This window comes from Pelagovum sp. HNIBRBA483, from assembly GCF_040931995.1.
In the GTDB taxonomy this organism is placed as follows: domain Bacteria; phylum Pseudomonadota; class Alphaproteobacteria; order Rhodobacterales; family Rhodobacteraceae; genus JAEPMR01.
This window is the reverse complement of the sequence record NZ_CP162412.1, coordinates 1,351,505-1,372,898: the sequence shown is the minus strand read 5'-3', so window position 1 is coordinate 1,372,898 and position 21,394 is coordinate 1,351,505. Positions and strand designations below refer to the sequence as shown.

Annotated in this window: 17 protein-coding genes and 4 tRNA genes; 6 read left to right on the top strand and 15 right to left on the bottom strand. The window is 56.0% G+C overall.

Annotated features, from left to right (window positions below):
* Nucleotides 1–37 precede the first annotated feature (37 nt).
* Together AB1E42_RS06795 and AB1E42_RS06790 are read left to right on the top strand one after the other, a co-directional pair.
* Entirely contained in the window at nt 38–1,342 is a 1,305-nt protein-coding gene (locus AB1E42_RS06795) for a DUF5930 domain-containing protein (RefSeq protein WP_368346227.1), read from the top strand.
* Entirely contained in the window at nt 1,332–1,835 is a 504-nt protein-coding gene (locus AB1E42_RS06790) for a polymer-forming cytoskeletal protein (RefSeq protein ID WP_368346226.1), read from the top strand. The genes AB1E42_RS06795 and AB1E42_RS06790 overlap by 11 nt, the downstream gene beginning before the upstream one ends.
* A 51-nt stretch (nt 1,836–1,886) precedes the next feature.
* Here the strand turns inward: AB1E42_RS06790 and AB1E42_RS06785 are convergent, their stop codons facing one another.
* From AB1E42_RS06785 to AB1E42_RS06765, 5 genes are all read right to left on the bottom strand, one after another.
* A complete protein-coding gene (locus tag AB1E42_RS06785) occupies nt 1,887–2,678 on the bottom strand; it encodes a DUF2189 domain-containing protein (RefSeq protein ID WP_368346225.1) in 792 nt (263 codons plus the stop codon).
* Between the two features lie 71 nt (nt 2,679–2,749).
* Complete coding sequence (gene prfB / locus AB1E42_RS06780) at nt 2,750–3,877, bottom strand: peptide chain release factor 2 (protein ID WP_368346224.1); 1,128 nt, start codon at nt 3,875–3,877, stop codon at nt 2,750–2,752.
* An 88-nt stretch (nt 3,878–3,965) separates the two neighbouring features.
* Nucleotides 3,966–6,485: a penicillin-binding protein 1A gene (locus tag AB1E42_RS06775; RefSeq protein ID WP_368346223.1), complete on the bottom strand. Its 2,520-nt coding sequence runs from the start codon at nt 6,483–6,485 to the stop codon at nt 3,966–3,968.
* Between the two features lie 108 nt (nt 6,486–6,593).
* Nucleotides 6,594–7,808, bottom strand: coding sequence for an N-acetylmuramoyl-L-alanine amidase (locus AB1E42_RS06770; RefSeq protein ID WP_368346222.1), 1,215 nt, complete (start codon nt 7,806–7,808; stop codon nt 6,594–6,596).
* Between the two features lie 5 nt (nt 7,809–7,813).
* Entirely contained in the window at nt 7,814–8,956 is a 1,143-nt protein-coding gene (locus AB1E42_RS06765; protein WP_368346221.1) for a pyridoxal phosphate-dependent aminotransferase, read from the bottom strand.
* A 169-nt stretch (nt 8,957–9,125) separates the two neighbouring features.
* Here AB1E42_RS06765 and AB1E42_RS06760 point away from each other — a divergent pair, with 169 nt between their 5' ends.
* On the top strand, nt 9,126–9,884 hold the full coding sequence (locus AB1E42_RS06760) for a DsbA family protein (RefSeq protein WP_368346220.1): 759 nt from the start codon (nt 9,126–9,128) through the stop codon (nt 9,882–9,884).
* Between the two features lie 12 nt (nt 9,885–9,896).
* On the opposite strand, the gene ispG is transcribed toward AB1E42_RS06760, so the two are convergent.
* From ispG to hemA, 3 genes are all read right to left on the bottom strand, one after another.
* Nucleotides 9,897–11,012 carry a flavodoxin-dependent (E)-4-hydroxy-3-methylbut-2-enyl-diphosphate synthase gene (ispG, locus tag AB1E42_RS06755; protein WP_368346219.1) on the bottom strand — a complete coding sequence of 372 codons (1,116 nt, stop codon included), beginning with the start codon at nt 11,010–11,012 and terminating at the stop codon, nt 9,897–9,899.
* A gap of 104 nt (nt 11,013–11,116) precedes the next feature.
* Nucleotides 11,117–12,328 (bottom strand): helix-turn-helix domain-containing protein, encoded by a 1,212-nt coding sequence (locus AB1E42_RS06750; RefSeq protein WP_368346218.1) that lies wholly within the window; start codon nt 12,326–12,328, stop codon nt 11,117–11,119.
* 111 nt (nt 12,329–12,439) lie between these two features.
* Nucleotides 12,440–13,663 carry a 5-aminolevulinate synthase gene (gene hemA / locus AB1E42_RS06745; protein WP_368346217.1) on the bottom strand — a complete coding sequence of 408 codons (1,224 nt, stop codon included), beginning with the start codon at nt 13,661–13,663 and terminating at the stop codon, nt 12,440–12,442.
* Nucleotides 13,664–13,851: 188 nt separating this feature from the next.
* Here hemA and AB1E42_RS06740 point away from each other — a divergent pair, with 188 nt between their 5' ends.
* Entirely contained in the window at nt 13,852–15,231 is a 1,380-nt protein-coding gene (locus tag AB1E42_RS06740) for a M20/M25/M40 family metallo-hydrolase (protein WP_368346216.1), read from the top strand.
* Between the two features lie 40 nt (nt 15,232–15,271).
* Here AB1E42_RS06740 and AB1E42_RS06735 read toward each other — a convergent pair.
* Nucleotides 15,272–15,348, bottom strand: a tRNA-Asp gene (locus AB1E42_RS06735).
* A gap of 25 nt (nt 15,349–15,373) precedes the next feature.
* Nucleotides 15,374–15,450 (bottom strand) — tRNA-Asp (locus AB1E42_RS06730).
* A 208-nt stretch (nt 15,451–15,658) separates the two neighbouring features.
* On the opposite strand from AB1E42_RS06730, the gene AB1E42_RS06725 reads away from it, so the two are divergent.
* The gene (locus tag AB1E42_RS06725) at nt 15,659–16,345 is read left to right on the top strand and encodes a polysaccharide deacetylase family protein (protein WP_368346215.1); all 687 of its coding nucleotides are present in this window, start codon (nt 15,659–15,661) and stop codon (nt 16,343–16,345) included.
* A 399-nt stretch (nt 16,346–16,744) separates the two neighbouring features.
* The gene (locus AB1E42_RS06720) at nt 16,745–17,443 is read left to right on the top strand and encodes a LytTR family DNA-binding domain-containing protein (protein ID WP_368346214.1); all 699 of its coding nucleotides are present in this window, start codon (nt 16,745–16,747) and stop codon (nt 17,441–17,443) included.
* An 86-nt stretch (nt 17,444–17,529) separates the two neighbouring features.
* Here AB1E42_RS06720 and AB1E42_RS06715 read toward each other — a convergent pair.
* The 5 genes from AB1E42_RS06715 to lon form a co-directional block, all read right to left on the bottom strand.
* Nucleotides 17,530–17,605, bottom strand: a tRNA-Val gene (locus tag AB1E42_RS06715).
* Nucleotides 17,606–17,650: 45 nt separating this feature from the next.
* Nucleotides 17,651–18,229 (bottom strand): histidine phosphatase family protein, encoded by a 579-nt coding sequence (locus tag AB1E42_RS06710; protein WP_368346213.1) that lies wholly within the window; start codon nt 18,227–18,229, stop codon nt 17,651–17,653.
* A gap of 74 nt (nt 18,230–18,303) precedes the next feature.
* Nucleotides 18,304–18,378, bottom strand: a tRNA-Val gene (locus tag AB1E42_RS06705).
* A 35-nt stretch (nt 18,379–18,413) separates the two neighbouring features.
* A complete protein-coding gene (locus tag AB1E42_RS06700; RefSeq protein WP_368346212.1) occupies nt 18,414–18,806 on the bottom strand; it encodes an HU family DNA-binding protein in 393 nt (130 codons plus the stop codon).
* Between the two features lie 132 nt (nt 18,807–18,938).
* Entirely contained in the window at nt 18,939–21,356 is a 2,418-nt protein-coding gene (lon, locus tag AB1E42_RS06695; RefSeq protein ID WP_368346211.1) for an endopeptidase La, read from the bottom strand.
* Between the last annotated feature and the right edge of the window lie 38 nt (nt 21,357–21,394).

Sequence of the window (21,394 nt, the reverse complement as noted above, 5' to 3'; positions counted from 1 at the left end):
ACAGGGATGGGAACACGGTCGTTTGCGATCAAGGCTTTTGAAACCGCTTCACGCCACGCTGGAAAAACGCCTCCCCGAGAGGCGCATTTTTCTGCGTACGGACGACGAAACCCGCTATGTGCGCCTCAGCTCGGAGATACAGCTGCTCGTCTGGAGCATCGGCTGTCTTGTTATTGGCTGGACCATCATAGCAACAGCCATCATCGTAATGGACAGCATCGGCTCTGGTAATTTCCGCGCGCAGGCGGAACGGGATCAGATGATCTACGAAGATCGCCTTAATGCCATGTCCGAAGAACGCGACACACGCGCCGCCGAGGCGTCTGCATTTCAAGAGCGGTTCAAAGCGGCGATGGGGCAAATATCCATCATGCAAAGCGAATTGCTGGCGTCCGAAGCCAAACGCCGCGAGTTGGAAGCCGCTGTCACAACCATCCGGACAACCCTCGGCCGCATCATGGACGACCGTGAAGCGGCGCGTGAAGAACTCGCAGATCTCAGAGCCAGCCTTGAGAACGGGGAAATGGCCCCCCTCGCCGCCTCCCCCGAAGCCGAAGTGGTCGACGCGGTTGATATCCTTGCCGAAGCACTGGCAAAAACCGCCACCGAACGAGACTTGATGTCTGAAGATGCCGCTCTCGCGCTTGCGCGCGCCGAAGAGCTGGAACTGGAAATGCGTTTGATGGAGGAGCGCAACGACGCAATCTTCCGTCAACTGGAAGAGGCAATGCTCGTTTCGGTGGAACCGTTAGACAATATGTTCCGCGCAGCCGGCATGAATCCCGATCAATTGATAGATCAAGTGCGATCCGGCTATTCCGGCCTCGGTGGGCCGGAGTTCATGTTCCAGATGTCCACGCGAGGTTCCGAGCCAAGCCCTGATGAACTCCGCATGGGTACGATCCTCGACTCGATGGACCGTATCAATATGTACCGCATCGCGGCCGAGCGGGCCCCTTTTGCGATGCCTGTATTTGATTCCTACCGATTCACTTCCGGCTTTGGACAAAGGTGGGGGCGCCTGCACGCGGGCTCAGACTTTGCCGCGCCCGTCGGTACGCCGATCTATGCCACAGCCGATGGTGTTGTTACCCACGCTGGCTGGCTCTCGGGCTACGGCCGCTTGATTAAGATCCGCCATTCCTTCGGGGTTGAGACCCGCTATGCGCATCTTAACGCTATTCGTGTGGAAGTTGGCCAAAGAGTCTCGCGCGGGGATCGTATCGGTGATATGGGAAACTCAGGAAGGTCCACTGGGCCGCATCTCCACTATGAGATCCGCGTGAACGGTAATCCTGTCAATCCAATGACATTCATAAGAGCTGGAAGAGATGTTTTCTAAGAGCAAAATAAATGATCCGGGTCCGAAGACCCCCGAAGTAAAACCTGCAACCTCTACCACTCCGGCTGGTGACACGCCAAAGCCGAGCGGCAGCGACTTTGCTTCTACCGCGCCGAAGGCCAAGCCGCCGGCATCGGTCCTGTCGTCGGACTTGACCGTCAAAGGCAACCTTCGCACATCTGGCGATATCCAGATCGAAGGTCAGGTCGAAGGTGATATTCACGCCCACCTGCTGACGATCGGTGAAACAGCGACTGTCAAAGGCGAATGCGTTGCCGATGACGTTGTCATTCACGGTCGTATCGTCGGGCGCGTTCGCGGCCTTAAGGTCCGTTTGACTTCAACCGCGCGGGTTGAAGGCGACATCATTCATAAGACCATTGCGATCGAGAGCGGTGCGCATTTCGAAGGCTCGGTTCAGCGCCACGAAGATCCGCTCACAGGCAATAACGCCAAAGTGGCACCAGCAGCCCAAGCGACCAAAGAAGCCTGAGATTTTTGATAAGAATGCGAGCCCGCGCAGAGCCCCTCTGCGCGGACATTTTTATTGGGTATCGTATAAAACGCGCCGGTAAAGGTGCCAGGTTGCATGACCCAGCACCGGCAAAACGATCATCAACCCTAAGAACCAGGGAATCATCGCAACCAAGGTCAAGCTGGCGATGACAACTGCCCAAATGAGCATGACAAATGCATTCTGCTTGAATGCCTGAACGCTCAAAATCATCGCTGATACGAAATCAACCTCTTTCTCAAGAACGAGCGGCAGGCTCACGACAGTGAGCGCGAAGAGCAGAAGCGCGAGGATTGCCCCCAAGACCAGCTCCACGGCAACCATCTTCAGCCCGTCACCTGTCAAGAACACATCGAAGCTTGAAGAAATGTTCGTCAGTGTCGTCAGCCCCATCATCAGGGCAAAAACCATATGCGCAAGGAAGGTCCAGAACAGGAAATAGATGACGATGACAGCGCCGATCCAAGGGACTTGGCGTGTACGCTCCGCCCAAACCACGCCAAGGATTTCGGACCAGACCAAGGGCAAATCAGCTTCACGCCTGCGGCTCACCTCGTAAAGGCCGACGGCCGCAAAAGGCGCAGCCAGCGGAAAGCCCAAAGACGTTGCCAAAACCCAAGTCACATGCCCGGCGCTGAGCCATACCATGAAGAAGCCACCTAAAACGTAGACCGCTGAAAAGAACAGGCCGAACTGTGGTGCGGCGCGGAAATCATCCAAGCCGTGTTTAAGGACAACGATCAATTCTCTCAGGGTGAGTCGCGCGATCTCGGGCAGCGGTGATGCTGGTGGCGGGGCCTGAGGCGATGTTGTTTCCGTCATGAGGGTTCCTCCACCCTCTATCAGGCCCAGAGCACAACGTTCTGTCAACGACCGAGATCAAACCACGCGGATCAGTCTTCCGCTGAAGCCTCTGCGCGGCTTTTACCCGATGCGCCATGGGCGAGGGTCGCTGCCATGAGTCCATCCAGATCGCCATCCAAGACGCCTTGCGTATCAGATGTCTCGAACCCTGTCCGCAAGTCTTTCACCATTTGGTAGGGCTGGAGAACATAGGAACGGATCTGGTTGCCCCAGCCCGCTTCGCCCTTGGCCTCATGGGCTTCGTTAATGGCCGCATTTCGCTTATCCAACTCCATCTGATAAAGACGCGACTTCAATGCCTTCATCGCGATGTCGCGGTTCTGGTGCTGCGACTTCTCGGATGACGTAACGACGATCCCTGTGGGAATGTGGGTAATCCGCACGGCAGAATCGGTGGTATTAACGTGCTGCCCGCCCGCACCCGAGGAGCGATAGGTATCCAACCGGATTTCCGAAGGGTTGATCTCGATCTCGATGTTGTCATCGACCACCGGATAAACCCAAACCGAGCTGAAGGATGTATGGCGCCTTGCGGAGCTGTCATAGGGCGATATGCGCACAAGCCTGTGCACACCGCTTTCGGACTTCAACCAGCCATAAGCATTTGGGCCACTTATCTTGTAAGCCGCTGACTTGATTCCAGCCTCTTCGCCGGGGCTTTCGGACTGCAACTCGACCTTATAGCCATGCTTTTCAGCCCAGCGGACATACATCCGCGCAAGCATCGACGCCCAGTCGCAACTTTCGGTCCCGCCAGCGCCAGAATTGATTTCAAGGAATGTATCGTTGCCGTCGGCCTCTCCATCCAGCAGAGCCTCGATCTCTTTCTGACCAGCCCGATCCTTCAGCGCTTTAAGCGCCTCCTCGGCTTCTTTGATGACCTCCTGGTCATCCTCCATTTCACCCAGTTCGATCAACTCGACGTTATCGTCAAGTTCCTGCCGGATTGCCTCGTATCCCGCAATCGCATCAACCAACATCTGCCGTTCGCGCATCAGCTTCTGGGCCGCCTCGGCATCATTCCACAGGTTCGGGTCTTCGACCCGCGCATTGAATTCTTCGAGCCGATATTGTGCGGTTTCCCAATTCATCCGCTGGGCAAGCAGCCCAAGCGATTTTTCAATGGCAGAAACAACGTTCTGAATTTCGGCGCGCATTTCGTTCGTCCATATGTCTTCTCGCGCAATTGATCGCGCGGCATTTCAAGGCGTCATATCCCGCTCCACCCAAGGGAGCAAGTAGCCCTCAGTAAAGCCCGCCAGAGGACAGCGTTCCATAAGTGGCCTTCGGACCAACCGTCGCCGTATCTCCAGTAGAGGTCAGGACGTTGCGGCTGACTTCGGGGATTTCATCGACCAACGGCAGGTTTTCAGTCATCGCAAAACCACCATCGAATGCGATACCGAACACCGGTTCCTCACCTTCGCGGAAACATTCAGAGACTACATGATCTCCTTCCGCCTCATCCGGAAGGCGGGCGCCAGTAAACCTGTCAATTTTGATGAAGCGGCAGGCCGAAGGCACTTCGAACGGCCCACCACCAAATCGCGCGATGGCCTCTGTCATGAATTCATTAAACACGGGTGCACAAATTGCACCGCCAGAAGCACCGCGCCCAAGCCCGCGCGGAACGTCATAACCGATATAACAGCCCGCCACGATGTCGGAGGAAAAACCAACGAACCAAACGTCCTTGGCGTCATTTGTCGTGCCTGTCTTGCCCGCAATCGGGACCGGCAAATTGACCGCGCCACTGGCTGTCCCACGTTCGACCACGCCCTGCATCATCGACGTCAACTGATAGGCCGTAACCTCGTCCATGATCCGTTCGCGGTTGGTTTGAATACGCGGGCTGGTGCCACCCTCCAGATCGAGCAACCCGCAATCCAGACAATCGCGCTGGTCATGGCGATAAACGGTTTTTCCATAGCGGTCCTGAACGCGGTCAACGAGCGTCGGTTCAACCCGTTCCCCGCCATTCGCAAACATGGCATAGGCCGCCACTGTGCGGAAGAGCGTCGTCTCCTCAGCGCCGAGAGATGACGAGAGGAACTGGTTCATGTTGTCATAAACCCCGAACCGTTCAGCATATTCGGCAATCACGTCGAGCCCGACCTCTTGCGCCAAACGAATGGTCATCAAGTTTCTGGACCGTTCGATGCCCGTTCTGAGCGGAGTCGGCCCATAATACTGATTAGACGCATTCTGCGGGCGCCAAAGCCCGTCAGGCGTATCAATCTCAATCGGCGCGTCGACAATGATCGTTGCTGGTGAATATCCGCTGTCGAGGGCAGACGCATAGACTAACGGCTTGAATGCCGAGCCCGGCTGCCGCATCGCCTGCGTGGAGCGGTTGAACACTGAATGCTGGTAAGAAAACCCGCCCTGCATTGCCAAAACGCGACCGGTATTCACGTCCATCGCCATGAAACCGCCCTGCACTTCCGGAATCTGGCGCAGGGACCAGCGGACGAACGATCCGTCCTCATCCGATGTTATTTGTCTGACGTATACGACATCGCCAACAGCTAGATTATCGCGAAGACCACCTTCAGCCCAATCCAGATCACGCGATGGAACTGTCCACGGCACGGACGTCCCAGCCTCAACCCCCTCGATACCAAGCCGAGCTTCCTCGTTCCCCACTTCGAGCACGACAGCGAGGTGCCAAGGATTATCCAGCGAGATATCGCGGGGCAGATCAACTTGCCTCAGGGCTTCTCGCCATTGTTCCTCGGATGCAAGCACCTCGGCGGGCAGATCAACCTCGGTTCCGCGCCAAACGCCTTGGCTACGGTCATATTTTTCCAAAGCACGTTGCAGGGCATGTGCGGCCTGTACCTGCAAGTCAGGATCAATCGTTGCCCTGATTGAAAGGCCACCCGAGAAAAATTCGTCCTCACCAAAGTTCTGGCTTAATTGGCGTCGGATTTCATCCGTGAAATAATCCCTCGGCGGAAGTGCCGCGCGGAAGCTTTCATAATCGCCGCTCTGCACCGTCAAAAGCGGGCTTTCTTTCTCAGCGTTATAGCTCGCTTCGTCGAGATAGCCGTTCTCAAACATTTCCCGCAGAGTATTGTTCCGCCAAAAGATCGCGGTATCGCGGTTGCGGACAGGGTGCCTGTTTGACGGGCTCTTGGGCAACGAAGCCAGATACGCAGCCTCCGCCGGCGACAGCTCCGTCAGGGGCTTGTTGAAGTAGGTCAACGCGGCAGCCGTCACCCCGTATGAGTTTTGCCCGAGGAAAATTTCGTTGAGATACAGCTCAAGGATTTTTTCCTTCGGCATCGCGCCTTCGATACGCACCGCGAGAATAAGTTCTTTGATCTTGCGCTCGGCGGTTACAGAACTGTCGAGCAGGAAGTTCTTCATCACCTGCTGCGTGATCGTCGACGCCCCGCGCAAATCTCGGCCACGGGACTGAACGGCATCAACAAATGCCGCAACCATGCCCCGCGCATCAAAGCCATTATGCTCATAAAAGTTCTTGTCTTCGGCTGAAATGAACGCCTGCTTCACGATATCCGGGATTTCTTCAGCAGGGGTGAAGAGACGGCGCTCGATGGCAAATTCGTCGATGATCTGCCCCTCGCCCGAGTAGATCCGGCTGATCATCTTGGGTGTGTACTGCGATAACGTCGCGTAGGAGGGCAAATCCTTCCCATACATGTAGAAGATCGCGCCAAGCGACACCGCGCCCAGAACCATTCCGAGCGTGAGCGCCGAGAATATCGCTCCAAAGAAAGACAGGATCAGTCGCAGCACAGCTTGGCCTCAGTCGAATTGCCTGTCGCTTATAGGGTGCCGCCGGAGAAGGGTCAAAAGCCGAAAGCCCGCGATGGGCTACTATTTGCCACCCGAACCACGAAAGCGCTAGTTGCGGTGCAGCGGCGCCAATGTAGCTTCCTGCTCCGCCCACCGCCGCAGCGCGACCACAATAGCGGCAACGAGCGGCACGCGCGTGTCCGCATCAGCAAGCATTGCTCTGTCTGCGTCGTCTGACAGAAAACCAACTTCCAACAGAACCGAAGCAAAATCCGGCGACCTCAACACCGCCAATCCTGCTTCCCTGCGGGGGCGCGTGTTCAACCGCACATTTACGTCCTCGAACGTTTCAACAAGTGTTTCCGCGAGCCTGTCGCTTGCAGGTCCGGTTTCCTGCCGTGCCAGTTCCATCAAAGCAACGGCAACCCCGTCATCCTGCCCTGTGAGGTCCAACCCCGCGAGCAGGTCGCCCCGACCGTGACGCTCGGCCATACGTTCGGCTGCGCGGTCCTCCGCGTCTTCCGTGAGCGTATAAACCGATGCACCAGAAGCGCCTCCCCCCTCCAGCGCATCGGCGTGCAGTGACACCAGCGCCCGCGCGCCGGCGGCACGCGCAATGGTCATCCGTTCATCCAGCGAAACGAAACGGTCTGAATCGCGCGTCAGCACAGCCCTTAGCCCCGCGCCGGAACGATTGACGGCCTCAGCCACCTCACGCGCCAGAGCCAACATCACCTGCGCCTCCTCGACGCCATCCCTTGTCGCACCCGGATCAATGCCGCCGTGCCCGGGATCTATGGCTATAACCAACTCATCAGTAGGTGGAGGCGTTTGCGGGTCCGTAGCGACGGGTGACAGCTCCCAAACCGCTAGATCCGGCGGCGCACCAACCTGCGCTAAGAACACCTCGTCATCGACATCGGCCAAGGTAATCCGCACATCGACAAACCGCCCCTTTGGATCTTGAAGGATCTCAGCTGTCTCCAGCGCAAGCGGCGCTTCCAACATGGCAACCATCCTGCTCCAGCCAGGACGGAACGCACTCAGAGCCACCTCCCTGATCTTTCGTGCACGAAGGATGTCATCCCCCCGCAGATCACCAAATGCCACCTCTTTAAAGTCCACCACCAACCGGCGCGGCGCGTCTAACGTGTAGACCCGATAGGGCACGATTTGACTGAGCCGCAGGGATATTTCCACACCGCTACGAGTGTCCCTGATGTGACTTGTCGCACCATCGATCCGCGCAAGCGCCGCGAAATCCTGAGCAGCCGCAACGGTGCTGAAGATCATCATTGCCAGCAAAAGCATGAACCGTCGCATCAGGCTCATCCCACCTGCATATAGGCTCGCAAACGGCGCAGCCCTTCCTCGATATCAGCCGTATCCCGCGCATATGAAAAGCGCAGCCATTTGCCGCCTTCTTCAGCGTCAAAATCCAGCCCTGGCGTGACAGCGACACCCGCGCCCTCTAGCAATTCGGCGGCGAATGCGCGGCTGTCGTCGCAATGCTCACTCACATCAACATAAACGTAAAATGCCCCGTCTGGTGGTGCGAATTTGTCAAAACCAGCCTTGGGAAGCCCTGCCAGCATCATCTCCCTGTTACGCCGATAAACCGCGAGGTTTTGTCTGAGCTCATCGTCACAATCCATTGAAAATAATGCCAGTTTTTGCGCCGCATGGGGTGCGCAAATAAACATGTTCTGCGCGATCCGCTCAACTGTCCGCACATGCGCAGGCGGGACGACCATCCATCCCACGCGCCACCCCGTCATGCTGAAGTATTTGGAGAAGGAATTCACCACATAGACATCGTCGGTGACCGACAGCGCGGTAGCGGCCGGCGCATCATATTCAATGCCATGATAGATTTCGTCAGAAATGAATGCAGCTCCCGCGTCAGCGCAGGCGTCACTCAGCGCTGATAGAGCCGCCTTGTCGAGCATCGTCCCGGTTGGGTTGGCCGGAGACGCCACAATCAACCCATCAAGTTTATGACGCTTAATATCTTCCGGCTCGGGCTGAAAACGCGTCTCTTCACGCGTGCGCATAACCACGGGATTAAACCCTAGGCCCCTCAGAATCTGCCGGTAGGAGGGGTAGCAGGGCGCGCCCAATCCAACCCGCGCGCCACTGTCAAACAACGCCGTGAATGCCAGAACGAAAGCGCCCGAAGCACCACTTGAAATCACAACCCGCGCAGGATCCAGATCCACGTCATACCACTCGCCATACAGACGGGCGATCCGCGCACGCAACTCAGGCAACCCGAGCGATACGGTATAACCCATAGGATCTTCGTTCAAACTTACCTTCAACCGCTCCAGCGCCGCCTGCGGAGCGCCTGTCCCAGGTTGGCCGATCTCCATATGAATGATGTGCCGCCCGGCTTCCTCGGCTCTGCGCGCAGCTTCCGCAACGTCCATCACGATAAATGGATCGAGATCACCACGTTTTGACAGCCGCATTGGATTTCCTTCTGGTTCAGCATTCCTGAGCGCTTGCACCTGATCTGCCCGCTCACAAGAAAGGGGTCAATGGATGATCCCAAATTTCCGACCCGATCACGCGACCGTGGGTTGGCAATATCAAAGAGTTGTGATCTGTCAGGCATCGAGAAAAGATGAGGAAGTGACCATGAAATTCTTGCGCGTGATGACCGCCGCTACCTTTTTCGCTTTTGGAGCGCATGCGGCGTCGGCTTTGGATTTAGGCGCAATGAGTGACAATGAGCGGGCCGATTTCCGCGCAGAGGTCCGGTCCTACCTTCTAGATAACCCCGAAGTTCTGATGGAAGCCATCTCGGTTTTGGAAGAACGGCAAGCTGAAGCCGCCCGCGCCAATGAGGCGGCTGTTCTCGAATTTCTTGCCGATTCTATCTTTGATGATGGGTTTTCATGGGTTGGGGGTAACCCCGACGGCGACATCACACTCGTCGAATTCTCCGATTATCGCTGTGGATATTGCCGCCAGGCCCATCCCGAAATCGAACAGCTCCTTCAAGCGGACGGTAACATCCGTTTCATCCTGAAAGAGTTTCCCATCCTTGGCGAACAATCGACGATCTCGTCACAATTCGTCATCGCCGTCAAAGAGCTTTACGGTGATGAAATGTACAAAGAAATCCACGACGCACTGATAACCATGCGCACAGATTCAACGCCAGAAAATCTCGAGCGTCTTGCGATCGCCTTTGACCTGGACCCATCGGCGATTTCGGACGAAATGCAATCTGAGCGCACGGCGAATATCATCAACGCGAACCACCAGTTGGCGAGCCAGCTACAGATCACCGGAACGCCGACCTTCGTCTTGCGCGATCAGCTGCTACGCGGTTACCTGCCATTGGCGGAAATGCAAAAGCGCGTGGACGCCGCACGCGAGGCCAAAAACTAAGACTTTTGGGCGTTATTCCGCGCTCTCAGCCTCAATCTCTGCTGCGCGTTTCTCTACCTGCTCAACGATATGCTCGACCATCTGTTCGTTCGAGAGTTTGTGGCTCTGCTTCCCAGCAAGATAAACCATGCCGGAACCTGCGCCCCCGCCGGTAAAGCCTACGTCGGTTAGCAGCGCCTCGCCTGGCCCGTTCACCACACAACCGATGATCGAAAGGCTCATTGGCGTCTTGATATGCTCAAGACGCTTTTCCAAAACTTCGACCGTCTTAATCACATCGAAGCCCTGCCGCGCGCAGGAGGGGCATGAAATAATATTCACCCCGCGATGACGCAGACCAAGGCTTTTCAGGATCTCATAACCAACTTTTACCTCTTCGACCGGATCGGCAGAAAGGCTCACGCGGATCGTATCGCCTATCCCCACCCAGAGCAGATTGCCCAACCCAATCGCTGATTTGATCGTGCCGGACATAAGGCCACCGGCCTCGGTGATCCCCAAATGGATCGGCGCATCTGTGGCGTCAGCCAATTGCTGATAGGCGGCAGCGGCCATGAAAACATCCGACGCTTTACAGCTGATTTTGAATTCGTGAAAATCATTGTCCTGCAAGATTTTGATATGATCCAAGCCGCTCTCGACCATCGCTTCGGGGCAAGGCTCGCCATATTTTTCCAACAAATCGCGCTCTAGGCTACCAGCATTAACGCCGATGCGTATCGAACAGTTATGGTCCCGCGCGGCTTTAATGACCTCCCGTACCCGCACTTCATCCCCGATATTACCCGGATTAATGCGCAAACATGCTGCACCAGCCTCGGCGGCTTCAATAGCCCGCTTGTAATGAAAGTGGATATCAGCAACGATCGGTACAGGGCTTTCATCGACGATCTTTTTCAGCGCGCGCGTGCTTTCCTGATCAGGGGTCGACACACGAACAATATCCGCGCCCGCCTCTGCCGCACGCTGAACCTGATCGATGGTGGCCGCAATATCGGTCGTCAGAGTGTTCGTCATCGTCTGCACCGTAATCGGCGCGTCTCCCCCGACCGGTACATTGCCCACCATGATCTTCCGAGATTTTCTGCGGTCGATATTGCGCCAGGGGCGCACGGGATTATGGGACATGAAACCTGCCTCGCCTGTGAGAACTCGCGTTGAGAAGTCTTCTATGGCGTCGAATCGCAAACGACAACGGCTGCCGTCAGCGAACAAGTTCACAAATTAGGGTTTTACTGGCTCGCGTCGGCGACATTCACCATCACCGCAAGATCGTTGTCTTGCTGCGGATCTGCCAGTTCATACCGTTCGGTCAGGAAATCGGCAGACATTGCCAGATTAGAAGTCACCTGACCGGGATCGCCCGCGGGGCCATAATGCTCGTCACCAATACGGAAATAGACAGCGCCCGACTCGCCCACACGAACCGTCGGCGGGATATCCGTCTGCGGCATTGAATAAACCGAACCAGAATCAAGTATATCCTGAAAAAGGATCGTCCCGTCAGATGCAGTGATACGCACCCACGAGGGCCGCACGGCTACAAGCGCAATTTCTGGGATTTCAGAGGTTGTTACCTGTGGCGCAGCCACAGCAGAAGGCTGCACTTCAAGTCCACTGGCCTCCGCCAGCGCCGCCGTTACCGCATCTACCTCAGGTAACTCCTGTGGCGCCAATGCACCCAAAGCACCCGGTTGCAGGGCGGCAATCGGGCCATCGCGCGGGGTCAAAACCGGCGCTTCCAGCGCTTCAGGGCGCAGGATTCGCGTCATCGCTTCCACCGTTGGGCCGACGGCGGCCACCGTTTCGGTCATATCGCTCCCGAAATTGCCATTACCCGCAAGCGGATCAACATCTGCAATCACGACGGGCGGCTGCTCAACCGGCGCAAAGCGTACCTTTTGTACCTCTTGCAGAACCGACCAGCCCCCATAGCCCAACCCGGCAAGCAAACCTGCCAGAACCGTCAAAGACCCAATCGCACCCGGTTCAATCCGGGCAAAAATGCTTTCGCCGCTAGGAATGAAAGGTGTCGTCGGCTCATCGAAAATATCATCGCTCGTCCGCGCGCCAAGGCGCTCTTCACGGCTCACCTTCTTCGGTGAAGATGCATCCTTGGACAAACCATGCGCGGTGGTGAAACCACTCTCGCGGCAGAAGGTTTCAAACGCCCATTCAGGATCCATCTGCAAGTATTTCGCGTAGGAACGGACATATCCGGCAATAAAGCCCGGAGTATCAAATGCAGACGGATCGGCATTCTCGATAGCGGCAATATAGGCGGCCTTAATCTTAAGCTCGCGCTGAACGTCCAACAGGGATTTCCCCATTGTCGCGCGCTCGCCGCGCATAAGGTCGCCCAGTCGAAGCTCATAGGCGTCAAAGCCTTTCGCCTCTCCTGGCTCCTTAGCCGCGTTTTTCCGCCTAAAGCTTCTGCCAATCATGAAAGCAGACCTGCCCGTTTCCCCAAACCAGCGCCGATGAACGATTCGCTCTCAGCACGTTATGTGCAGGGGGATAGCATACACCAATATCCTATGCATCCAGATATAAAGTTAACCTGCCATTTCGGCGCGATTCAGCGCACAATGGGACCAAAGCCGATCCATCGCATGAACAAGCCGGTCGATCTCTTCAGGTCCGTGGATCGGAGAAGGCGTGAACCGGAGCCGCTCGGTGCCCCGAGGTACGGTGGGGAAGTTGATCGGCTGGACATAGATCCCAAACTGGTCAAGCAACATATCCGACAGCTTCTTGGTATGCACCGGGTCGCCAACAATAACCGGCACGATATGGCTGCCATGATCGATGATCGGCAGACCAAGCCCCTTGAGTCGCAACTTAAGAACAGCCGCCTGTTCTTGATGCCGCTGACGGATCGAAGAATCAGATTTCAGCACGCGGATTGACGCAGCGCCACCCGCTGCAACCACGGGCGGAAGCGAGGTCGTGAAAATGAAGCCCGGTGCATAGGACCTTATCGCGTCACACATCTTTGCCGATGAAGCGATGTAGCCACCATGAACGCCAAACGCCTTGCCGAGCGTCCCGTTAACGATGTCGATCCGACCGAGAAGTCCGTCACGTTCTGCAACACCGCCGCCCCGTGGGCCATACATGCCAACAGCATGGACCTCATCGAGATAGGTCAAAGCACCGAATTCATCAGCAATATCGCAGATCGCTTCAATCGGACCGAAGTCACCATCCATTGAGTAAACCGACTCAAAGGCAATCAACTTCGGCGCATTTGGGTCGTCCGCAGCAAGCTTGGCGCGGAGATCGTCAAGGTCGTTATGATTGAAAATCCGCTTCGCACCACCGTTGCGGCGGATCCCTTCGATCATCGACGCATGATTAAGGGAATCGGAATAGATGATCAGCCCAGGGAACAGCTTCGGCAATGTGCTCAGCGACGCATCATTCGCGATATAGGCAGAGGTAAACAGCAGCGCGGCTTCTTTCTGGTGAAGGTCCGCAAGTTCCGCTTCCAATTCCTTATGATAGACCGTGGTGCCGGAAATGTTCCGCGTGCCACCAGACCCCGCGCCAGTCGCATCAAGCGCTTCGTGCATCGCAGCCAGAACGTCCGGATGCTGCCCCATACCGAGGTAATCATTGCCACACCAAACGGTGATTGGCTGCTCGGTGCCGTCTTCCCGATGCCAGACAGCATGTGGGAACTGCCCGTTCTTCCGCTCGATATCGATGAAGGTCCGGTACCGGCCTTCTTCGTGCAGTGTCGCAATAGCAGCATCGAGTCGTGCGTTATAATCCACGGGCTTTCCTTTCCACACGCCGCAGGGCTCATGGCGCATAGCTTAAAATCGTTCTAGCTTCATATAGGCTGGAGCCCCGCCGGACAATACACGACAAAATGACGCTGCACCAAGGTCAACAACACGTTTGACCGCTGGACAGTCCCAGCCCTACGCGCCACCATCGCATCAAATTTAAAGGAGGCCCTATGTCCGTTGATCCAGTCCTTTCGCAAATTGATGATGACCTTCTGCCGGCGACCGAACGGCTGAAGGAATTATTGCGCATTCCCTCGATCTCGACCGACCCAGCCTACAAGAATGACTGCGAAACGGCCGCAGACTGGCTTGTAGCCGACCTCGCCAGCATCGGTTTCACCGCAGAAAAACGCGCGACGACGGGGCATCCTATGGTCGTCGCGCACGGGGGTGAAGGTGGCCCGCATGTGCTTTTCTACGGTCATTATGATGTGCAGCCGGTCGATCCGCTCGATCTCTGGGATCGGGATCCCTTCGATCCGGTATTGGAGGACACCGAAAAAGGACAAGTCATTCGCGGGCGCGGAACATCTGACGACAAAGGCCAGTTAATGACCTTTGTGGAAGCCTGCCGCGCATGGACGGCGGTGCATGGTAAGCTGCCCTTTCGGATCACCATCTTCTTCGAGGGTGAGGAGGAGAGCGGCTCCCCTTCACTGATACCGTTCATGAAAGAAAATGCGGAAGAGCTGAAAGCAGATGTCGCGCTGATCTGCGATACAGGCCTTTTTGACTCGGACACTCCTGCAATCACCACCATGCTTCGCGGGCTGCTGGGTGAAGAAATCATTGTCACGGGGCCGGACAAAGACCTCCATTCCGGCATGTACGGCGGCGCGGCAATGAACCCGATCCGTGTCCTGTCAAATATCATCGCATCGCTGCATGACGAAAACGGCCGCGTTACCGTGCCTGGGTTTTACGAGGGCGTTGATGAGCTTGACCCAGCAGTAAAGGCGCAATGGGAGGCATTGGGTTTCGATGCCAAAGGGTTCCTCGGCGCCGTTGATCTTTCCCACCCCGCTGGCGAGCAGGACCGCTCCGCGCTCGAAATGATCTGGTCCCGTCCGACTTGTGAGGTGAACGGTATCACTGGCGGCTATACAGGCGACGGTTTCAAAACAGTGCTGCCCTCACAGGCGCGTGCAAAGATCAGCTTCCGCCTTGTTGGCAAACAAGACCCGCATGCCATCCGCGAAAACTTCCGCGCCTATGTCCGCGCGATGTTGCCGCCAGATTGCAAGGTCGCGTTCCTCTCACACGGCGCGGCGCCAGCATCGGTCATGGCGTTGGACAATCCGGCCTTTGAACGAGCGCGCGGCGCACTTTCCGATGAATGGCCGCGCGAAGCCGCCTATGTCGGCTCTGGGGGATCAATCCCTATCGCAGGCTACTTCAAAACCATTTTGGATATGGACGCCTTGCTTATTGGATTCGGGCTCGACGATGACGCCATTCATTCGCCAAACGAAAAATATGACCTGCGCAGCTTCCACAAGGGTACGCGCAGTTGGGCGCGCGTGCTCGCCGCACTCAACACGTCCGCTTAGACCACAAAGGCCCTGTCGACCGTCTGCTTTTTCGGAGAAGTGGCGCGGTTGACGGGGCTCGAACCCGCGACCCCCGGCGTGACAGGCCGGTACTCTAACCAACTGAGCTACAACCGCGCATCTCATTCGTTTCAGGTGACAGTGGCGCGGTTGACGGGGCTCGAACCCGCGACCCCCGGCGTGACAGGCCGGTACTCTAACCAACTGAGCTACAACCGCGTATCTGTCATCCAAAACATCGAATGTTCGTGCCTTCTATGGGCAGTACATGGCCTCGTCAAGCGTGTTCGAAACAAAAAACACAAAGCCCAGAGGAAGTTCGAAACCAACACTATTGCGCCTTCCAATATTCATTTTATCGCTTGCCTTCAGCTCCCAAACGGAAACTTATAGGTGGCGCGCCCAAAAGCGCCACCTGGGAGATAAGATGAGCTGGACCCGACGCGGTTTCATAGCATCAACTTTGGCATTTTCGGCGAAACCATCTTTCGCTGAAACGACCGTCGTGCGTACGCCAGGCTACCCTTGGGTCGTTACGTTACCTAATGCGCCGAGTGGGGTCGCGCTCACCTTCGATGATGGGCCGCATCCAGATCACACCCCTCGCCTACTCGATATCTTGGGCAATGAAGGCGTAAAAGCGACCTTCTTCTTGATCGGTCGCAGCGTTGCTGCCTACCCCCAGATTGCCCGCCAGATCGTCGAGCAAGGGCATGAGGTGGGCAATCATACATGGAACCATCCATTTCTCGCAGAGATGCCCTTCGCGTCAGTTCTGTCAGAAATTGATCGCACCAATCGGATCATTGAAGACACAACGGGAAAGTCACCTCATGTGTTTCGCCCGCCATACGGATCGTTCACTGGCAGGCAAAGCGCCCGACTCGCTGTCGAGCGTGGCATGACCACCGTGTTCTGGTCTGTCGATCCACATGACTGGCGGCGCCCAGGCCCTGATGAGGTCGCCCGCCGTATTCTGCAAATGGCGCGGCCCGGTTCGATCATTCTGACCCACGACATCCACTGGGGAACAGTCGCCGCCATGCCCGCGACGATCGCCGGTCTGCGCGCACGCAACCTCGCGACAACGCTTGTTTCGCCAACGCTGGCCTAACAAAAGAGCAACCAAAAGCTGATGGAATGCCACGCAAAGCGCCGTATATTTAATCAGCAGGGATTTTTACTTGCAAAAAAGGGAGAGGCGGCTTCTTTTGGGGGAAGCCGCCTCTGGGTAACAGTCGCTGGCATGTACCAAACTAAATTGTAAACTGAATACTAGATAATCTCTTGAGCCACGCCGCTCAAACTATTGAACGGTCCCAAATTGCCCCTTTTTCACTTCGCGAACAAAGTCGTTTGTCACGAAATGCGCATTATTGACGCGTTCGGCGCATCGCAAATTTTTACGCATCGCGAAATTTTCAGAATAATTAACAGTAAGTTAACGATCAGCTTCGCGATTTTTGTAGGCATCGCCCTATTCGGCGCGGACCCACACGGCTTCAGAGATATCATGCCGCTTTATTCGGCCTTCGCGATCTGGATCGTTGGATCTCTGAGCTTCCTTGTTTTCAAGGTCGCCATGCTTTCCGTCTGGGCAGTATTATCATTTTGGAAGATACGTCTCCCCTACTATATGCCCATCTCCACAGCGATTGAGTATGGCGGCGTCGCGGTTTTGATGGATTGGCTCGCACGCGCAGCGACACCTTCAGGCAAAGATCCGGAGATACTCTCGAACTATCCCTACTACCTCCTGACAATCTGGCTGATTGAGCTGGGATTCGTGCGATTTGGAATACCCGCGCTGATCAAAACAACAGCCGAGCGCGCGGATGGAAGACCTGCACCACTACCCGAGAACAGCCAAGCCGCATCCACGCCACGCAAAACGGTCATCAAAATTGGTTCGAAGACGATCATTGCCGAAACCTTGCTCTATATCCGATCCGAGGAACACTACCTCAACGTCACAACTACGACCGACAGTTTCGCCGAACGAGCGGCACTGACGACAATTATCCCCAACCTCGAGGAAGTTGGTGGCGTCCAACCGCACCGTTCTTGGTGGATCGCGCCACTGAGCAAGCCACGCTATCGGCGTATCAACGGCAAGCCGCATGTTGTCCTCGTCGACGGTACAAAGGTACCCGTCGCGCGTGGCCGTATGTCCAAATTGAAGAAATGGATTGAAAGCCAGAATCTCGACTAGCCGATGATATGCGCATCAAACCGATGCGCGCCTCGCGAGAACACCCTCCAAAGGACGGATCGAACGACCTGCACTATGTGGATTAATGGTGGGTGATGAGAGACTCGAACTCCCGACATCTTCGGTGTAAACGAAGCGCTCTACCAACTGAGCTAATCACCCACTTACTGGCGTGCCTTTACCGCGCTCTTTTGGCGCCTGCAAGCCCTATTCAGTAAGCTTTTCATGTTCTCCGTTTCGAATCCGGAAAATGACCCCCTGCCCGCCCGGCAAACGGTCCAGATCATCCAATCCCAACCCCATTGCCCGTGTGCGTAAGAAGCGCGAGGTAAACCCATGAGTGACGATAACCGTTGGCCGTTTCACCTGTTGCAACACCGCTCCAACACGCTCCCATAACCTGTCAAATGGCTCCCCACCGGGTGCGCGCGCATACATTTCGATATAGGTTTCATCAGCCGGACCGGGCCACTTTTCTGCAATTTCGGCGCGCGAGCGGCCACACCACTCACCCATACCGATCTCGCTGAGCAACGGCTCATGCCGGGCCGTCGCACCGATTGGCGCAAGCGCCAGACGCGCTGTTTCTATTGCCCGCCCCTGTGGGCTCGTCCAGAAGTCATGCGTCTCCGTGGAAACGCCGCAGGAAAGGAGCAATTCCCCCATGGCAACAGCCTGCGCGCGGCCGTTTTCCGTCAGCGGCGAGTCGAACCCTCCCTGAAACCGCCCCTCGCGATTCCATTCAGTTTCACCGTGCCTCAAAATCAAGATTTCGGGATAAATCATCTGCCACCTCACCCTAGGGATAAGCGGCCAATTATCAAAAGAAAAGCGCACCCGAGTTCGGGTGCGCTGAATTCTGGTGGGTGATAAGAGATTTGAACTCCTGACATCTTCGATGTGAACGAAGCGCTCTACCACTGAGCTAATCACCCGTCGGAGGAGCGTTTAGCCGCTGTTTTTCCGTCCTTCAAGTAGGCAGGTCGGAAATTTCCACCTTCGGGCTCTTCACGCGGGCTTTGATCGTTAGCAGATGACCTCCACTGCCCTCTTTCATCTTTGCGACGCGCAGCTTGTGAAACGGCGGGACGCTGACCTCGCGCCCTTCAACCAACATCTCGCCAAGAACCTCGAGACAGGCTTCCACTGTTTCTCTCGTGACCCCTTTTCGGCTGCTTGTGCGCGCCATTACCAGCTCAACAAGCTCTTTCTTCTTCAAAACCTCTTGAAAATCCGTCTCTTCAACTTCGGCAGACACAACCTTTAACTCTGGAACCACGGGAGCCGTATTTGACTTTCTTACAGACGCCTTTCTTGGCTTTGCCGTTTCGGATTTAACGCCCGAATTTTCAGACTTCGCCACCACACTATCCCTCATTTAGTCCTTTCCACGTCGACTTTACACATAACTTGCAAGGTCGCGCTACCCCTAGTGGAAAAAGAAAAACCCGACACACGCTAGTATGCCGGGTTCCCCAATTGAATATGATGAGATCTAATGGGCGATCTTGCCCGCTGTCGCGCCATCGTCCGCAGTGCCAAGGCTCGCCTTCGCCGCAGCAGCCTCTTCGGCCTCCTGATCCCATTCGATCGGTTCAGGCTGATGCGCAAGCGCGTGCTCAAGCACCTCCCGCACATGGCTGACCGGAATGATCGTCAGCCCGGCCTTAACGTTGTCAGGAATGTCCGGGAGGTCTTTTTCGTTCTCTTGCGGGATCAAAACCGTCTTGATGCCACCCCGCAAAGCCGCAAGCAGCTTCTCTTTCAAGCCGCCAATAGCCAGCGCGTTACCGCGCAGCGTCACCTCGCCCGTCATCGCGATATCCTTGCGCACGGGAATTTGGGTCAGTACCGAAACAATCGAGGTCACCATAGCAAGGCCCGCGCTCGGGCCATCCTTCGGCGTCGCCCCTTCGGGCACATGAACGTGAATGTCCCACTTCTCGAACTGCGGTGGCTTGACGCCAATTCTGGGTGCAATCGACCGGACATAACTCGACGCCGCATCGATTGATTCCTTCATCACATCGCCAAGTTTGCCGGTTGTTTTCATACGGCCTTTGCCGGGCAAGCGCAGCGCTTCGATCGAAAGCAACTCACCCCCAACGCTGGTATAGGCCAACCCGGTCACGACGCCGATCTGGTCTTCCTTTTCAGCCAATCCGAACCGGTATTTTGGCACACCCAGATAGTCATCAATATTCTCGCTGGTCACAGCAATACTGTCAGCTTCTTTCTTGACGATCTTGGTCACCGCCTTGCGCGCGACTTTGGCAAGCTCACGCTCGAGGTTCCGCACACCTGCCTCGCGCGTGTAACTCCGGATCACCGCCGTCAGCGCCGAGTCATCAATTTGAAACTCTTTCGCCTTCAGACCATGGTTCTTGAGCTGCTTGCTGATGAGGTGTTGCTTGGCGATCTCGCGCTTCTCATCTTCGGTGTAACCAGAGAGCGGAATGATCTCCATCCGGTCCAACAGCGGGCCAGGCATGTTATAGCTGTTCGCCGTTGTCAGGAACATCACGTTTGAAAGATCATACTCGACCTCAAGGTAATGATCGACAAAAGTCGCGTTCTGCTCGGGGTCCAGAACCTCCAGCATCGCACTGGCCGGATCACCACGGAAGTCCTGCCCCATTTTATCGATCTCATCGAGGAGGATCAGCGGGTTTGTCGTCTTGGCTTTTTTCAATGCCTGAATGATCTTGCCCGGCATCGAGCCGATATAGGTCCGGCGATGGCCACGAATCTCCGACTCGTCACGGACACCACCCAAGCTGATGCGGATGAACTCGCGCCCAGTAGCCTTGGCGACCGATTTACCGAGGCTCGTTTTGCCAACGCCCGGCGGGCCTACAAGGCACATGATCGGGCCTTTCAGCTTCGCAGAACGCTGCTGCACCGCGAGATATTCGACAATGCGCTCCTTGACCTTCTCAAGCCCGTAATGATCCGCATCCAGAATTTCCTCTGCGCGTCGCAGATCTTTCTTGGTACGGCTCTTTTTGTCCCACGGGATGGAAAGCATCCAGTCGAGGTAATTGCGCACGACTGTCGCCTCGGCACTCATGGGGCTCATGTTCTTGAGCTTTTTCAGCTCCCCCTCTGCCTTCTCCCGCGCTTCCTTGGAGAACTTTGTTTCCGCGATCCGCTGTTCAAGTTCAGCGATTTCGCCTTCCCCGTCCTCGCCCTCGCCCAACTCCTTTTGAATGGCCTTCATTTGCTCATTCAAATAGTAGTCGCGCTGGGTTTTCTCCATCTGGTTCTTCACACGCGATTTGATCTTCTTCTCGACGTGCAGCACCGACATCTCGCCCTGCATCAGGCCAAAAACCTTCTCAAGGCGTTCGGTCACCGAAAGCGTCTCGAGCAAATCTTGTTTCTGCGGCACATCAACACCGAGGTGACCCGACACGAGATCGGCCAGCTTGGCTGGTTCAGTCGCATCCGCCACGGCACCCAGTGCTTCTTCTGGAATGTTTTTCTTGATCTTCGAATAACGCTCGAATTCTTCAGAAACCGAGCGCAGCAGCGCCTTGGTTTCAGCTTCATCGCCAAAAGTCTCATCGAGCGCTGCGACGGACGCTTCAAAGAACGGCTCGACGGAGGAATATCCGGCGATTTTCACCCGTCGCTGTCCCTCAACGAGCACCTTTACCGTGCCATCGGGCAACTTGAGAAGTTGAAGAACGTTGGCGAGCACACCCGTGCTGTAGATCCCCTCTGGGGTCGGGTCATCTTCACCAGCGTCGATCTGGCTGGAAAGCAGGATTTGTTTGTCTTCCTGCATCACCTCTTCAAGTGCGCGGACAGACTTCTCACGCCCCACAAACAGCGGCACGATCATATGGGGAAAGACAACAATATCGCGCAGCGGCAACACTGGGTATGTCTGGTGTTCTTGTTCTGGCATGCTCGTATCCTTCGGTTCGGCAGACATAGCGGCCCCGA